Genomic DNA, 14,510 nt, shown 5'->3' with positions numbered 1-14,510 from the left:
TTTCAAAAATAGTTAATCACACTACAATATAGACGTCTCATTCTCAAAGAAAGTTACACCAAATTTAACTTTTTTATTGTATCTTTATTCAGTTTATGTTTAACAAAAAATGTGAAAAGAACGCCAAACCTTGATTTAATAATGTTTATAGACTATGGAACATATTTCATGCTATACTAGAGCCATTGTGAAAAAAAGGAGGAACTTGCATGATTCAAGTTAGTAATGTAGGTCTTCGCTATGGCGATCGTAAACTATTTGAAGACGTAAATATAAAATTCACACCAGGCAATTGCTACGGTTTAATTGGTGCAAATGGTGCTGGTAAATCAACATTTTTAAAAATTCTTTCTGGTGAAATTGAAGCGCAGGAAGGAAATGTATCGATGGGTAAGGACGAACGTTTATCTGTCCTGAAACAGAACCACTTCGAATACGATGAGCATACAGTGCTCGACACAGTTATTATGGGGAATAAACGCCTATATGACGTGAAAACAGAAAAAGACGCTATCTATGCAAAGGAAGATTTCTCCGATGAGGATGGCATGCGTGCTGCAGAGTTAGAGGGTGAATTTGCAGAGCTAAACGGTTGGGAAGCTGATTCAGAAGCGGCTACACTACTAAACGGTTTAGGTATCTCCGATGATCTTCATTACATGCTAATGGGCGATCTTGAAGGTTCTGACAAAGTGAAAGTATTACTGGCACAGGCACTGTTTGGTCAGCCTGATGTACTATTACTCGATGAGCCTACCAACCACCTTGACTTAAAGGCAATTCAGTGGCTGGAAGAGTTCCTGATTAACTTTGAAAATACAGTTATTGTTGTATCCCATGACCGTCACTTCTTAAATAAAGTATGTACACATATTGCGGATTTGGACTTCTCTAAGATCCAATTATATGTAGGGAACTATGATTTCTGGTATGAATCTTCTCAATTGGCGCAAAAAATGGCACAAGACCAAAATTCGAAAAAAGAAGAGAAAATTAAAGAATTACAAGCGTTTATCGCACGTTTCTCTGCCAATGCTTCTAAATCGAAGCAAGCAACATCTCGAAAAAAAATGCTGGATAAAATTGAGCTGGATGATATTAAGCCATCAAGCCGTAAATATCCATTCATCAACTTCCAAATCGGCCGTGAAATTGGTAACGATGTCCTAACAGTAGACGGTCTAACGGCAAGTCATGAAGGCGAAACACTATTCAAGGACATGCGCTTCTCGATGAACAAAGAAGATAAAATTGTTTTACTTGGTAGCCCAATGGCGAAAACAGCACTTCTTGATATTTTAATGGAAGAAAAAGAAGCGGATGCTGGCACATTCAAATGGGGTGTAACGACATCTCAAAGCTACTTCGAAAACGATCATGACAAGTACTTCGAAGGTTCTGAAAAAACATTAGTAGAATGGTTACGTCAATATTCGCCAGACGATGAAACAGAAAGCTTCCTACGTGGTTTCCTAGGACGTATGCTATTCTCTGGTGAAGAAGTGAAGAAATCTCCTGCTGTTCTTTCTGGAGGCGAAAAAGTACGTTGTATGCTATCGAAAATGATGCTTGCGACAGCAAATGTTATTTTATTAGATGAACCAACGAACCACCTTGACCTTGAATCTATTCAAGCATTGAACGAAGGCTTAATTCGTTTTAAAGGCGCAATGATTTTCACATCCCATGACCATCAGTTCATCCAAACAATTGCTAACCGTGTCATCGAAATCCGTGAAGACGGCTCTATTTTAGATAAGCAGTTAACATATGATGAATTCCTAGAGTGGAAAGATAGCCAAGGCTTAAGCTAGGCTTTACAAAAAACCTCTACCCAAAGTAGGTAGAGGTTTTTTTGTCTTTGTTTTTAAAGGATTAAAAGGATTTTTATTGAATTATTTAGTATAGCATTAATGAGGGGGTAAGCTTCGTGAAGAAAATTGCAATTATATCAGATATTCATGGGAATAAAACGGCATTAGAGGCCGTATTAAAAGACATTCGCTTAAGAAAGATTGACAGAATTTTTTGTTTAGGTGATTTAATCGGCAAGGGCCCTCAAGGATCTGCCTGTATTGAACTTATCCAACAAAATTGTGAACAAGTCGTACGAGGCAATTGGGACGTATTTATTCAATCCCCTACTGACAATGATTTTCTCCAATGGTTTAAAGATCGATTAACAGCAAAAGACTATCAATATCTCGGGTCATTACCCTTCCATATTGATCTTGAATTAAATGAACAGCTCATTAGATTTTTCCATGCGTCTCCAAGGAGCGAGTTTGAACGTATCTTACCGAGTCATCCGCTTGAAAAGCGTTTATCTATGTTTGAGAATAATGCAGTAACCAACTCAATCCATTACAAGAAACAACCTGATATTGTGTTCTATGGCGATATCCATACAACTTTTTTACATACATATAAACAAGGAATTCTTTGTAATGTAGGAAGTGTTGGTAATTCACTTGACCTAACTTCTGCTTCCTATGCCATTCTAGATGGAACACAGTCAAACAATGCCATCCAATTTATTAGAGTAGCATATGACCGAGAGGCTGAGCTAATGATCGCAAAAGAGCTGGGTATGCCTCAATTAGATCAGTATTATAATGAAATTATGTTTGCCAACTATCGAAATGCTTAGTACCGTCACAATCAAAAAAGGAATCCATTTTAATGCCAGCATGGATTCTTTTTTATATTTAACGCTGGAAATACCATTGCCACGCATTCTCGTAGAGGATTTTATCAGCCGCCTGTTGATCAAATAGCTGTTGAATCAATTCGACATCCCCATAATTAAAAGGTCGTCTGGCTCTTGTAGATGGCAAATCTGTTCCGAACATCAGCGCAGCTGGATTCACATTATAAATCGCTTGTAAAGCATGCTTCACATCCAGCTCCACACGACCAAAGCCGGTCGCCTTGACACGTACTCCCTTATCAACAAGCTTTAATAAATGTGGCAGCCCCTCTTCCGTCAACCCTAAATGATCGATGGAGATGGCTGGTAATGCTTCAATTGTCGAGGCTATCTCTGGTAATTCCTTCGCATCGATATATAATTCACTATGCCAGCCGACCAATTCATAAACCCGTCGCGCAAAGGTATCTAGCTGCGATAAATCCTCTGAGCCACCTCGTTTTACATTAAAGCGTAATGCCCGTACCCCATTGTTATGTAAATGTACAATTTCATCATCCGTCACCGTATTAGGTAATTGTGTTACCCCACAAAATGTGGGACCCAGTTGTTTTAATGCTTTTAAAAGATAGGCTTGGTCAAATCCTTGAAAAGATCCTGATACAATGGCTCCTCCCGCTATCTGGACACTCACTGTATCCTTTTGATAATCCTCTACTACATAGCTTGGTGGTGTATAACCTTGGTTTTCGATAATCGGAAAATTAAAGTCAATGATATGTAAGTGTGCATCAAAGATTCGCATCATTTATCCCCCTTTTCCTTTGAATTTACCATACTCTAACTATAAGTTATAATACGAATTTCTAGCCATTTATCATAAGGAAAACTTATTGACTTGTCTCTTCTCTTTCCAAGTGAATAAAACAAACGTAAAAAATGGTATGAACAATCAAATTCATACCATTCTTTTTAGCAAATAGCTAATGCCTTAATCCTCAAATTTTTTAAATGCTAGCACAGCATTATGGCCGCCAAAGCCAAACCCATTGGAAAGCGCAAAGTTAACGTCTTGATGAAGCGCCTCATTAGGAACATAGTTTAAATCACATTCGGGATCTGGTGTATCATAATTGATGGTTGGTGGAATAATGCCATCCATTATACTTTTCAATGTAATAATGGCTTCTATTCCACCGGCCGCGCCAAAGAGATGTCCTGTCATCGATTTTGTGGAGCTAACCTTTAGTTGATAGGCATGGTCACCAAAAACGTGTTTAATAGCTTTTGTTTCAGATTTATCCCCCTCTGGAGTACTTGTGCCATGTGCGTTGATATAATCGATGGCTGACCCATCGATATCACCCATTTTTAATGCTAGCTTCATGGCATTGGCAGCACCCGTAAAATCAGGAGCTGTAATATGATAAGCATCAGTTGTCACACCGTAACCAACAATCTCACCGAGAATCGTAGCACCCCTTTGTTTCGCGTGTTCATACTCCTCTAGGAATACGATGCCAGCTCCTTCAGACATGACAAAGCCATCTCGCTCGCTATCGAATGGTCGACTGGCCTTTGTTGGTTCTTCATTCCTCGTGGACATGGCTTTCATGCGGGAGAATCCTGCAAAGCTAAGTGGATTGATCGGTGCCTCCGCTCCACCTGCTAAAATGCCATCCGCATAGCCATGTCGAATCGCTAAGAAAGCTTCTCCAATCGCCTGGTTTCCTGTCGCACAGGCCGAAACAGGGGAAAAGCTTGGCCCTTTAAAGCCCGTTTTAATGGCTAGTATTCCTGCAGCCATATTGCTTATCATCATCGGCACCATAAATGGTGACACCTTTCTAGGCCCTTGATTGAGCATCGCTTGATGATTTTCTAAAATCGTTTCAATGCCCCCAATGCCAGAGCCAATGTAAACGCCTAAACGCTCCTTATCTACCTGGCCCATACTTAAATTAGCTTGCGTCAGAGCTTGTTGGGCAGCGGCAACAGCATATTGAACAAATAAATCATATTTACTGATTTCTTTTTTATCCATATACAGCGTTGCATCGAAATCCGTACTCGTCCCAGCAATTTGCGTATTAATGCCGCTGAATGCCTCCCCTTGAATTTTTGAATCCCTGATTTTCCTGCTTTAATATTCTCCCATAAGGCTGATACCGAATTACCTAAAGGGGAAACAACACCATATCCAGTCACAACGACTCTTCGTACCATGCACATCGCTCCTTCTTGTTTCATGTCTTACTTTAACAGTTCCTTTAATTGCTCAAGCATCTTTAGAAAGAACGCTTCTCCTAAAACACGTTTATATTGTAAGGCCCCTTTCGTACTTGAAATAAGTAATACAGCTAGAGCCTCCAAATCATGAGTAGCTTGGAGTGCGCCCTGTTGTTTAGCTTCTTTCAATAGCTCAACAAAGACATCGATTTCCATTTGACTAAGCTGCTGAAGCTTTTCTTGCATTGGTTGCGGTAATTCTTGATAATCTGCCTGTAAAGCTGAGATAGGGCAAATGCCGTCTTGCTCTAGAAATTCTATTCGCTGCATAATAAAGGCAAATGGCTTTTCCTCAGCTGGCAAAGTGGACTCCTTCATCAATGTAAAAGTTCTCTCTAACCCTTGTTGAATCCTTTCACATACAGCAATTCCTAAGTCTCCCTTCTTCTCGAAATGATAGTGAATACTGGCCTTCGTGACGCCAAGCTCCTTTGCTAAATGCTCATAACTAAATGATGTGAATCCTTTTTCCTGAATATTCTTCAATGTTAATTCTATAATTTGCATTTTTCTATTTGTCATGGCTTTATACTAACTTACTAGTAGGTAAGTGTCAATCTAAAAAATGCAGCAGATAAACGATTTATCTGCTGCTCGCGTGATTATTGCATTTCCTTTGTTGGTCCCATCACGCCAGGTACTGGTAAACCTGCTTGACGGAGCAGGACCGTCATTTGTCCACGATGATGTGTTTGATGATCGATTAATACACGTAATAGAGCGCCTTTTGGCATTGGAGCTTTAAAACCAGTGACAACTTCTAATAAGTCCTCATTTGAAAGCTTTGCGACTGCCTCACTTACACCGTTTGCAACCTTTTCATAAGCAGCTACGATTTCAGCCGCAGTCGTTGGCACAGGATCTTCTTGACGAATCATGGGTACTTTTAACCCTGCTAGATAGCTAAAATAACCTGCTGCTCCAACTAAATGCCAGCCTAACCACCCAAGTGTACTGTGGCCCTCTACAATACTTTGCTGAAGCTTGTCATCTGTTAAAGCCTGTAATACCTGTAGTGTCCCGTTTGATGCATTTGACCATTCTTGTAAGAAATCATCTACATGTCTATACATGTCTTTGCCCCCATTTTTGAATTTCATTTCTATCATAGATAATTTTTCATGCTGTTACAAGTTTTCGCTAAATAGTTTACATAATAATATTATGTATATATATCATATTATTCGTATAACACTCCTCGTTCACGTATAATGAAAGAAAATAGCGAAGGAGTGTGCCCATGAGATACCCTGTTCTAGTACTTTCTGTAGTATTTTTACTAGCTGGCTGTCGTGAAGAAGTTCAGAAAGAGCCTGTGCCAGCTCCAACACCATCTGTGGAAGACAAGCAACCAGTGGAACAAGATCAAACGTCACTTCTCTCCTATTTTCCACCTGATGGATCTGTTGCTTCTTTTCAAGGGAAGGAAATGAATTTGCTAGCTTCACACTAAAAACCACCTACCTCGATACACAGCATATCGTACAAATAGAGGATAATGGTGGTGTAACACTATTAAAAATCTTCCGCATAACGGATACAAGTATTGATCTTGTCTATCGAGAACCTGTTGACAGTAATCCAAGCATGCCAAGTGCAGCTGAGGCAGCTTCTTATCCTGTACTGGAAACCGTACTTCAAAAACCATTACAAGTCGGGACAAGCTTTCAAGGTTGGACCATTGAATCAACGACAGCTACTGTTGATACTGGTACAACGGTCTATCAAGATGTCATCCAGCTAAGTCGCTCTGAAGATCAAATGACCACAACCAAATATTTTGCAAAGGACATTGGTCTAATTCGCAAAGAGGACACGATGGAAACAGAGCAAGATGAGCCATTTGTTGTGACATCAACCTTGCAAAAAATAGAATAATTGAAAGAAAACAGGCGTCCTGCTTGGGCGTCTGTTTTTTAGCAAAGGAGGCCAAACAATGAGTGATATACATAATACAACACCCAAGCAAGATGAATTAACGGAAGAAGAATTTATTGAACTTGTACTAGAGGAACAGCAAAAAGCATTAGCACAGGCGCAAGAAGAACGCATTTATGGAAAAAAGCCCAAAAAACAAAAGCCTCTTGTACGCTGGATCGTGTGGGGTATGGCACTGGTGCTGTTTTTCAATACATTTGCCCTCATTTTTCAAATCTACTCCATACCTGCACTTGAATTTATCAAGGTTTCTACGCGGCTCTCTGCACAAGAAGATATACAAACCTATAAAAAGGCAGTCGTTGAAATTTCAACAGGCTCCAGTAAAGGCACTGGTTTTGCCATCTCACCAGATGGTCTGATTGTCACTAACGCCCATGTTGTCGAACATGCCACAACATTATCAGTCGTCTTTCCTGATGAGGGATTGATGGAGGCAACACTAATCGAGAGCTATCCAGCCGTAGATTTAGCCTTTGTACAGGTGCAAGCTGAGCAACTTCCCTATCTACCTCTTGCAGAAGATCCACCTTACACTGTTAATGAACATGTCTATTTTATTGGAAATCCACTTGCTTTCACCGGCATCGCTAATGAAGGAAGATTGCTAGAAGCCATTCAATTAGAAGATTGGCAGGAACCAGTTAGGATGCTAAAAGCTCCTGTTTATCGTGGCAATAGTGGTAGCCCTGTAATCGATCAACATGGGGAGGTCATTGGGGTTATCTTTGCCACGATGAAATATGAGCCCATTGGACGTGTTGGCCTGTTTGTACCTGTACAACAACTCCGAAATTTATTAGAAGAGCAATAAAAAATGAACCTGCTTATGACAGGTTCATTTTTTTAGATGCTTTAGGTTTACATAATATTATTATTTATCTTTACTTTCTTGCTTGACGAACTGAGCAATTGGCGATTTTACAGGAATTTTACTGACAACCTCATCACTCACTTCTGCAACCTTTTGTAGCACATGTAAAAGCTTGTCATCCCCTGTCCAATGCTTTTCCACTACATCTGGACCCAACTTATTAATAATGGTATTTACCACAAAAGTTGCTAGTACAACATCATCTAAATAGCCACCAAAGCCTAGCAGTCCTTCTGGCATTAAATCCATCGGTAATACAAAATACGCAATGGATGCCCCAATTAATGCACGACTCTTTTTATCTACACCTGCATCGGTTACAGTTTTAATTAATAAATGAAATAAATCAGGCACAAACATTAAATACGGAGTAAACTTGTTACTTTTTCCTTTTTTCGACCCAAGAAAAGCTACTAATTTTGTACGTAGTTTCTGATAAAAATCTTGTTGCTCCTGTTCATCAGGCAATTTTTCTTCATTATTCACATTCATCTGCCTCCTTCTTTACAAGCATGCGCTATTTTGGCGGGGCTACCCTCCATTTTATGGGGTTATCCGCTACTTTTGTGCAGCTATCCATCAGTTTCACATGGCTATCCGCTACTTTTATAGTGCTATCCTTTACTTTTGCATGGTTATCCACCACTACTATATATTTAACCTAAAATAGAATTTGTAATCCTTAAACTTGCAAATGATACAAAAAAGACATCCTATTTGCATAGGATGTCTTGGGTTTAACGAAAGTGATTTTAATTACTGAGAATTAAAGTTTAGTTACGTTAGCAGCTTGTGGTCCGCGGTTGCCATCTACAACTTCGAATTCCACTTTTTGACCTTCGTCAAGAGTTTTGAAACCTTCGCCTTGGATAGCTGAGAAGTGTACGAATACGTCGTTTTCACCTTCAACTTCGATGAATCCAAAACCTTTTTCTGAGTTAAACCATTTTACTGTACCTTGTTTCATTTAAGAAAACCTCCAAAAAATAAAAGTGAACAATATGTAATTTCTTCAGCGATTGAAAAAAATTCACATATTACAAAGAGTACCGAACTAACGCGATCACTTTTTGTAATATGTGAATTCATGTTTCCGGTGAAGCAATTAAATTGTTAAGTTAAGTATAACTGCCATCCATAATTTTGTCAAATAAAGAAAAAATCTTTTTTACTTTTTTTCAAAATTTTTTTATTTCTCTTCTATTTTACAAGCAATTATTCCATGATATACTTGTGCATCATCATCGCAAGCCTCACAATAAAAGCTTTCATCCTCAGACCAAAAAGCCCAATACTGCTCCTCTTTCGTTGCCTCATTATCATAAGAGGAACGAAAATGCGCTAATCTTTGCTGTAATGCACGTTCAAAGAGCTCCTCCGTGTCAAATGTATCTTCGGTTTGAATATAAGCTTCCCAGCCTTCAAATTTCCACCAAGGCTCATAGTCCGCTTTCATGTAAATAATTGTATACATATTTGCCCATTCCTTGCTGTCATAAGATAGTTTCATTTTAGCAAACACAACTGAAATGTCTATTAAAACCACCTGAATTATGCTATTATTACCTTATTATACATACTTTTTGGAGGTATTTTTATGTTTTCAAGTATTCGACCTAAAGCAGAGCTAGAAGAACTACTAAAACGTGGTACAGATTTACATGCAACAGGCCGATTTTATCAAACACTGGCATTCAATCATTTCAATTCACAAGATGTGGAGCACTTAAAGGCACTTTATCAAAAGCTCAAAGATATTACCCCTTCCATTAATGCCATTTTTCACCATTATTTAAGCGAGATATCCCCTACCTCTCAATTAATCATTAGTGAAGAAAATATTAATCAATACTTAACACAGTTTTTCTTAGCAACTCGTGATGATCATTATGTAGATGAAACTGTCAAATTTTTCAATCTATTCCGTAAGCATCAATATGAGCCTGGTAAATTAATTGTTGTCTTCAACCAATTTGCCTTCTATATTACTACATATATTTTACACAATTTTGGTATCAAGCCAAATAAAGCATTTCAATATATGAAATCATTCCAATCCGCTGTCAATGTCGATCAAGAATTATTAGTGGAAGTGTTAACAGAACGCATTATTGAAAATGTGGTAGGAGAAGTATCCTCTTTAATGGATGTCAATGCCAAAATTATGTACATGAAGGATTTAGTTTTTAGCCTAGATAAGCAAAATGAAGAAATTCAATCCTCTACTGCTGCAACAGAACAGATTGCTGCTTCTATCAATGAGGTTGCACGCATGTCTTCTCATATATCAGAGAAAACAACTGAATCTGTTGACCATGCTACAAAAGGTAAAAACGCTATTGAGCATGCTCTATCGGAGATTTTTAAAACAGAAGAGACATTTACATCCATTGTTGACTCATTTTCAGAATTACAAAAACGGGTAAATGATATTGAGCAGGTTGTCACATTAATCAATCAAATCGCCGATCAAACGAATCTACTCGCACTTAATGCCTCCATTGAAGCAGCGCGTGCAGGTGAACATGGGAAGGGCTTTGCGGTCGTTGCACAGGAAGTACGAAAGCTTGCTGAAAACACGGTAGCTGCGCTAAGTGAAGTATCTGCAAATGTTCATCATTTAAAGAGTTATTCTAATGATGTTTCTAACTCGATTACAGATACGACAGCTATTATTAAAGAAGCAACCGTTGAAGCAAAGGATTCGTTACCATTATTAAACGCCATTGTTCAAGCGATTGAGGGTATTAATTTAGATGTGACAAATACGGCTGCCATTTCCCAAGAACAAGCAGCTGCGATTGATGAAGTTTCAGCAAGAATGATCGAAATTTCAAGCTTGCAGGAAGATATTCGTGATTATAGTCATAATACATCCAGCGATATTCATTTATTAGGAAAAGAAATTAACCGTTTCCGTAATGATCTTATTGCTAACAATAATGTACAGCTTTCATCTATTGCCCTACTACAATTATCGAAAGCGGATCATATTTTATGGAAATGGCGCATTTATAACATGTTCCTTGGCCTAGAAAACGTTGATCCAAGCGATGTTTCTTCTCACAGAGACTGTCGACTTGGCAAATGGTACACTGCGCCTCGTACAGTCGAACGTTTCGGTCATTTACAGGACTATCATGAATTAGATGGCTATCATTTACGCGTCCATGAATCAGCGAAGCTTGCGGCTGAAGCCCATAAAGCGGGTCATATCGAGCAAGCTGATGTTCATCTAAAAGAGGTCGATGAGGCATCAAAGCATGTACTTTATCACATTAATAACTTAATTGCCTATTTAGAAAAAGAACGTGTCATGCAATAAAAGGAGAGGTTCGCCCCTCTCCTCTATTAAGTAGGAGGTATTCCCTTGAACAAACGAGCAAGTATAAAATTTTTTGGTGATGTCTACGGCACAGGCTACCGATTCTTCATCAAGCAAAAAGCTATTGAATTAGGGTTAAAAGGATACTGTCGATTGAATGACGCAGAGCAAATTGAAGTGGAAGTGGAGGGCTCAGAAAAGGCACTCAATGAATTTCTCCTTTTTGTCCAAAAAGGTGTGAGTCCCCAAGCCGATTCCAATTCATTTTCTTTAGAATTATACGATGATTTAAAAGGCTATATACGTATGGAGTCAGACATTGTTTAATGTCTGACTTTTTTGTAGTGTTGTTTTAGAGAGGGGTTCAACAATTTTTAATCTTAACACGGCGTTTTGTTACATAGGAAGTATGATAAAATTATCAAAAAATATATCGGAGTGATAATAATGAAATTTACTTGTCCTTGTTGCGGATATAAGACATTGAGCGGAAAACCACCAGGTACATATGAGATATGTGAAATTTGTTTTTGGGAAGATGACAGCGTTCAATTTTATGATAATGACTTTGTAGGTGGTGCTAATACACCATCCTTAAGGCAAGCACAGAAAAATTTCATTATATTTGGTGCGTGCGAAGAAAGATGTATTGCGTTTGTAAGAAAACCAAACGAAAAAGACGAAAAAAATTCAAATTGGAAGCCGTTTGTCTAGAGATTAGTCAACACTGGGAAATGATTACTTCTCTCCTTTTTATTGAAATCAAAAAAAGTCATGCTCTTAAGAACATGACTTATCATCATTTTTTGATTTTTATCTTTTGAATGGCAGCCACTAATATTGATTCATCAGTGATTTTCACATATTGATTTTTAGATTCCTTCATATACCCTTCTTTGTTTAAATAGGCTTTTAATTTTGATTTTTTCTCAAAGACTTTTTCTTTCACTTTCTGTTCACTTACTGGTTCATCGATATTTTTTGTAATAGACACCAGAAAAATTTTTGTCATCATATATCCCCCTTTGTTTCAGTTACGAATTCACTTGGAAAAAGTTTTATACAAGACTCATTCATTTTGGATGAAGATGCTCTTCTTAGAGAATAAACGGCTCCTTTTCGAGTTAGAGCCGCTCATGGAACTCACTTATCCGCTCTCTCAAGGACCAAAACCGCTCGCAATTTGAGTAATACCGCTCGCTCTGAGGCAGAAGCCGCTCTTGAAATCAAATTACGCTCCTCTATTCAGAGACCGAATTGCAAAAAATCGCTCATTCCGATGTCAAAATGGCTCCTTAGGAGAACTAAACCGACTTATTCATGGAAACAACTCACTTATTCTATGTATTATCATTGAGAAAGTTCACAAATAGCAGTAAAATTTATGTAGGGGATTAATTTTCAATGAAACTTTATGTCGATTATTTCGTATAAGAAGATAGACATATTGAAAAGCAAGGAGGATGAAACAATGCTTAGTGTCGGACAGTTTTTCTCTAGACATAGTGCCAGCTTTCTTATTTCGCTCACAACTGTTTCTATCGCAGCCATTGCGGCAAATCCTGGATTCTTCCTTGGTGGTTTACTGTTTGCGGGTTCCTATGCGACGAGTACAGCGTTGCTGAAACATAGACAAAAAAAGAAAGTCATGCAAATAGCAGGCATCACAAAAGAAGAGTTCAAACACATTGAATCACAAGTATTAACAGCCAATAAGCATATTCAAACATTGAGTCAAAACTATTTACGTGTACGTTCTGTTTCTGCTTTTAAACAACTACTTGAAATGACGCGTATCTCCAAAAATATCGTCAAAATCGTCAAGACAGACCCACGTAAATTTTATAATGTGGAACCATTTTTCTATGCACACTTACCTTCTGCTGTGGAATTAACAGATAAATATACGATGCTTTCCAAGCAGCCTGTGAAGGATAAGGAAATTCAATTAACTTTATCCAAAACACGCGAAACCTTAACTGATTTGAATGACACAATTCAAATTGATTTAAAGGATGCGCTTGCAAATGATATTGATCATCTGCAAATGGAGATTGAATTCGCAAATCGTTCCAATCTTAGACGTAGAGAACAATTGGACTGGCGAGGCGATGATAAATGACAGCAAACGAACACGCTTTTCAACTAAATACCATACCAGGGCTTTCTCCACTAGTCCAATCCTATTTAGAAACAACTCCACAAAACGAGGCGATAGCGACTTATGAAACGCTATCGCCTCTTGCACAAAGTCGTGCATTATTGTATGCCAGTCAAATCGATTTGGCTGATTTTGAATCATTGCTGTCCCTTGGGCAAGATTCACAGCGAGCTCTGTCTCAATTTGCCGACCGTATGCTTGCTCAAGTAAAGCAAAAAGATGTCACTAAAATTGGTCAAATGCTGGATTCTTTAATGCAGACGTTAGATCGAGTAGATCCGACTGCTTTGGAACCTAAGAAGCAAACCTTTTTCAAAAAAATCTTTGGCAAAACCGAGCCTAATGTGAAGCAAACACTCACAGAATTTGAGCGTATTAGTATACAGGTGGAACGTATTGGTGTACAGCTGGAGCGTGCACAGCTCCAGCTGATCAAAGATGTCGAAAACTTAGAGGCGCTTTATGCCCATAATCGAGGATTTTTTGAGGAATTGGCAACAGCCATTGCCGCAGGACAAATGAAAAAGCAGCAAGCCATTGAGGTAGAACTACCTGCACAAATAACGAGTGTCCAAGCAACCAAACAGCCACTTGCAATTCAGCAATTAAATGACTTTGCTGCTCAAATCGAAAGACTGGATCAACGTATTTATGATTTACAAGTATCACAGCAAGTCGCCCTGCAAACAGCTCCTCAAATCCGTATGATTCAACAGGCCAATCAAACCTTAGCTGAAAAAATTGAGTTTTCTATCGTTACCTTGATTCCGCTCTGGAAAAACCAACTGGCGATGATGTTGTCGATGCATATGGATCATCATTATGCACGTTTAGAGGAGCGATTATCAAGGGCTCATGATCGCTTCTCAAGTCCCACGTTTGAACAGCAAGTTTCGAAGTTTAAAGAAACACAGCAAGAACTGCAAACAGCAATTAAAGATGTTTTTGCCCTGCATACCGCAACTGAACAAGAGAAACAGCAGCTACAGGATGTGGCGGGTGCTAGCAGCTATCAGCGAGATTAACAAAAAAATGGGTGGCTCAGCAAATGTTCTGAACCACCCTGTTTGTTTTTATTCAAAATATTCTTTATAGTAGCCACCGACATTACCTGTGTTGTCGATGATAAAAATGAACTCTTCTGTTTCATTTTTCACTTCATACTCTTTCCCTACAGTTAATACGTTTGATACTAAGTATTTCGATGCATTTGTATGTTTGCAAGTAACCGTTCGTAATGTTGGCGCATCTTTCCATTTTAAATGTAACATAT

18 protein-coding genes and 1 pseudogene are annotated in these 14,510 nt (G+C 38.5%); 10 read left to right on the top strand and 9 right to left on the bottom strand.

Annotated elements, in window-relative coordinates; all coding sequences use genetic code 11:
• Positions 1 to 209: 209 nt before the first annotated feature.
• Together NP781_RS09790 and NP781_RS09785 are read left to right on the top strand one after the other, a co-directional pair.
• Positions 210 to 1,814, top strand: coding sequence for an ABC-F family ATP-binding cassette domain-containing protein (locus tag NP781_RS09790; RefSeq protein WP_221682137.1), 1,605 nt, complete (start codon positions 210 to 212; stop codon positions 1,812 to 1,814).
• Between the two features lie 116 nt (positions 1,815 to 1,930).
• Positions 1,931 to 2,650, top strand: coding sequence for a metallophosphoesterase family protein (locus NP781_RS09785; RefSeq protein WP_257522136.1), 720 nt, complete (start codon positions 1,931 to 1,933; stop codon positions 2,648 to 2,650).
• 58 nt (positions 2,651 to 2,708) lie between these two features.
• Here NP781_RS09785 and NP781_RS09780 read toward each other — a convergent pair whose 3' ends face one another.
• The 4 genes and pseudogenes from NP781_RS09780 to NP781_RS09765 form a co-directional block, all read right to left on the bottom strand.
• Positions 2,709 to 3,455 carry an amidohydrolase family protein gene (locus tag NP781_RS09780; protein ID WP_221682154.1) on the bottom strand — a complete coding sequence of 249 codons (747 nt, stop codon included), beginning with the start codon at positions 3,453 to 3,455 and terminating at the stop codon, positions 2,709 to 2,711.
• Positions 3,456 to 3,641: 186 nt separating this feature from the next.
• A pseudogene (fabF, locus tag NP781_RS09775) lies at positions 3,642 to 4,876 on the bottom strand (beta-ketoacyl-ACP synthase II).
• A gap of 27 nt (positions 4,877 to 4,903) precedes the next feature.
• On the bottom strand, positions 4,904 to 5,461 hold the full coding sequence (locus NP781_RS09770) for a TetR/AcrR family transcriptional regulator (protein ID WP_257522135.1): 558 nt from the start codon (positions 5,459 to 5,461) through the stop codon (positions 4,904 to 4,906).
• Positions 5,462 to 5,541: 80 nt separating this feature from the next.
• On the bottom strand, positions 5,542 to 6,012 hold the full coding sequence (locus NP781_RS09765; RefSeq protein ID WP_257522134.1) for a DinB family protein: 471 nt from the start codon (positions 6,010 to 6,012) through the stop codon (positions 5,542 to 5,544).
• Positions 6,013 to 6,179: 167 nt separating this feature from the next.
• On the opposite strand from NP781_RS09765, the gene NP781_RS09760 reads away from it, so the two are divergent.
• The 3 genes from NP781_RS09760 (at position 6,180) to NP781_RS09750 (ending at position 7,691) form a co-directional block, all read left to right on the top strand.
• A complete protein-coding gene (locus NP781_RS09760) occupies positions 6,180 to 6,392 on the top strand; it encodes a hypothetical protein (protein ID WP_257522133.1) in 213 nt (70 codons plus the stop codon).
• Between the two features lie 134 nt (positions 6,393 to 6,526).
• Complete coding sequence (locus tag NP781_RS09755; protein ID WP_257522132.1) at positions 6,527 to 6,817, top strand: hypothetical protein; 291 nt, start codon at positions 6,527 to 6,529, stop codon at positions 6,815 to 6,817.
• Positions 6,818 to 6,875: 58 nt separating this feature from the next.
• Complete coding sequence (locus NP781_RS09750) at positions 6,876 to 7,691, top strand: S1C family serine protease (protein ID WP_257522131.1); 816 nt, start codon at positions 6,876 to 6,878, stop codon at positions 7,689 to 7,691.
• Between the two features lie 60 nt (positions 7,692 to 7,751).
• On the opposite strand, the gene NP781_RS09745 is transcribed toward NP781_RS09750, so the two are convergent.
• From NP781_RS09745 to NP781_RS09735, 3 genes are all read right to left on the bottom strand, one after another.
• Positions 7,752 to 8,243 (bottom strand): YkvA family protein, encoded by a 492-nt coding sequence (locus NP781_RS09745; protein ID WP_221682174.1) that lies wholly within the window; start codon positions 8,241 to 8,243, stop codon positions 7,752 to 7,754.
• Positions 8,244 to 8,517: 274 nt separating this feature from the next.
• Entirely contained in the window at positions 8,518 to 8,718 is a 201-nt protein-coding gene (locus NP781_RS09740) for a cold-shock protein (RefSeq protein ID WP_004230088.1), read from the bottom strand.
• A gap of 222 nt (positions 8,719 to 8,940) precedes the next feature.
• A complete protein-coding gene (locus NP781_RS09735; protein ID WP_257522130.1) occupies positions 8,941 to 9,225 on the bottom strand; it encodes a DUF1033 family protein in 285 nt (94 codons plus the stop codon).
• Positions 9,226 to 9,348: 123 nt separating this feature from the next.
• Here NP781_RS09735 and NP781_RS09730 point away from each other — a divergent pair, with 123 nt between their 5' ends.
• The 3 genes from NP781_RS09730 (at position 9,349) to NP781_RS09720 (ending at position 11,790) form a co-directional block, all read left to right on the top strand.
• Positions 9,349 to 11,076 (top strand): globin-coupled sensor protein, encoded by a 1,728-nt coding sequence (locus NP781_RS09730; RefSeq protein ID WP_257522129.1) that lies wholly within the window; start codon positions 9,349 to 9,351, stop codon positions 11,074 to 11,076.
• Positions 11,077 to 11,121: 45 nt separating this feature from the next.
• Complete coding sequence (locus NP781_RS09725) at positions 11,122 to 11,403, top strand: acylphosphatase (RefSeq protein WP_016994023.1); 282 nt, start codon at positions 11,122 to 11,124, stop codon at positions 11,401 to 11,403.
• A gap of 120 nt (positions 11,404 to 11,523) precedes the next feature.
• Positions 11,524 to 11,790: a CPCC family cysteine-rich protein gene (locus NP781_RS09720; protein WP_221682177.1), complete on the top strand. Its 267-nt coding sequence runs from the start codon at positions 11,524 to 11,526 to the stop codon at positions 11,788 to 11,790.
• 85 nt (positions 11,791 to 11,875) lie between these two features.
• Here the strand turns inward: NP781_RS09720 and NP781_RS09715 are convergent, their stop codons facing one another.
• Positions 11,876 to 12,088 carry a hypothetical protein gene (locus NP781_RS09715; RefSeq protein ID WP_221682179.1) on the bottom strand — a complete coding sequence of 71 codons (213 nt, stop codon included), beginning with the start codon at positions 12,086 to 12,088 and terminating at the stop codon, positions 11,876 to 11,878.
• Positions 12,089 to 12,547: 459 nt separating this feature from the next.
• Here NP781_RS09715 and NP781_RS09710 point away from each other — a divergent pair, with 459 nt between their 5' ends.
• Together NP781_RS09710 and NP781_RS09705 are read left to right on the top strand one after the other, a co-directional pair.
• Positions 12,548 to 13,198: a 5-bromo-4-chloroindolyl phosphate hydrolysis family protein gene (locus NP781_RS09710; RefSeq protein ID WP_221682181.1), complete on the top strand. Its 651-nt coding sequence runs from the start codon at positions 12,548 to 12,550 to the stop codon at positions 13,196 to 13,198.
• Entirely contained in the window at positions 13,195 to 14,262 is a 1,068-nt protein-coding gene (locus NP781_RS09705; protein ID WP_221682183.1) for a toxic anion resistance protein, read from the top strand. The genes NP781_RS09710 and NP781_RS09705 overlap by 4 nt, the downstream gene beginning before the upstream one ends.
• Before the next feature lie 48 nt (positions 14,263 to 14,310).
• Here the strand turns inward: NP781_RS09705 and NP781_RS09700 are convergent, their stop codons facing one another.
• Entirely contained in the window at positions 14,311 to 14,508 is a 198-nt protein-coding gene (locus NP781_RS09700; protein ID WP_221682185.1) for a DUF6501 family protein, read from the bottom strand.
• Positions 14,509 to 14,510 lie beyond the last annotated feature (2 nt).

The sequence above is a fragment of the Lysinibacillus sp. FN11 genome, assembly GCF_024628845.1.
Taxonomy (GTDB): Bacteria; Bacillota; Bacilli; order Bacillales_A; family Planococcaceae; genus Lysinibacillus; species Lysinibacillus capsici.
This window is presented reverse-complemented; position numbering and strand designations above follow the sequence as displayed.

Excerpts from the sequence above, each read along its gene's own strand:
- NP781_RS09790 (WP_221682137.1), top strand. The coding sequence starts at position 210 with ATGATTCAAGTTAGTAATGTAGGTCTTCGCTATGGCGATCGTAAACTA.
- NP781_RS09780 (WP_221682154.1), bottom strand. The coding sequence starts at position 3,455 with ATGCGAATCTTTGATGCACACTTACATATCATTGACTTTAATTTTCCG.
- NP781_RS09770 (WP_257522135.1), bottom strand. The coding sequence starts at position 5,461 with ATGACAAATAGAAAAATGCAAATTATAGAATTAACATTGAAGAATATT.
- NP781_RS09765 (WP_257522134.1), bottom strand. The coding sequence starts at position 6,012 with ATGTATAGACATGTAGATGATTTCTTACAAGAATGGTCAAATGCATCA.
- NP781_RS09760 (WP_257522133.1), top strand. The coding sequence starts at position 6,180 with ATGAGATACCCTGTTCTAGTACTTTCTGTAGTATTTTTACTAGCTGGC.
- NP781_RS09755 (WP_257522132.1), top strand. The coding sequence starts at position 6,527 with ATGCCAAGTGCAGCTGAGGCAGCTTCTTATCCTGTACTGGAAACCGTA.
- NP781_RS09750 (WP_257522131.1), top strand. The coding sequence starts at position 6,876 with ATGAGTGATATACATAATACAACACCCAAGCAAGATGAATTAACGGAA.
- NP781_RS09745 (WP_221682174.1), bottom strand. The coding sequence starts at position 8,243 with ATGAATGTGAATAATGAAGAAAAATTGCCTGATGAACAGGAGCAACAA.
- NP781_RS09740 (WP_004230088.1), bottom strand. The coding sequence starts at position 8,718 with ATGAAACAAGGTACAGTAAAATGGTTTAACTCAGAAAAAGGTTTTGGA.
- NP781_RS09735 (WP_257522130.1), bottom strand. The coding sequence starts at position 9,225 with ATGTATACAATTATTTACATGAAAGCGGACTATGAGCCTTGGTGGAAA.
- NP781_RS09730 (WP_257522129.1), top strand. The coding sequence starts at position 9,349 with ATGTTTTCAAGTATTCGACCTAAAGCAGAGCTAGAAGAACTACTAAAA.
- NP781_RS09720 (WP_221682177.1), top strand. The coding sequence starts at position 11,524 with ATGAAATTTACTTGTCCTTGTTGCGGATATAAGACATTGAGCGGAAAA.
- NP781_RS09715 (WP_221682179.1), bottom strand. The coding sequence starts at position 12,088 with ATGACAAAAATTTTTCTGGTGTCTATTACAAAAAATATCGATGAACCA.
- NP781_RS09710 (WP_221682181.1), top strand. The coding sequence starts at position 12,548 with ATGCTTAGTGTCGGACAGTTTTTCTCTAGACATAGTGCCAGCTTTCTT.
- NP781_RS09705 (WP_221682183.1), top strand. The coding sequence starts at position 13,195 with ATGACAGCAAACGAACACGCTTTTCAACTAAATACCATACCAGGGCTT.
- NP781_RS09700 (WP_221682185.1), bottom strand. The coding sequence starts at position 14,508 with ATGTTACATTTAAAATGGAAAGATGCGCCAACATTACGAACGGTTACT.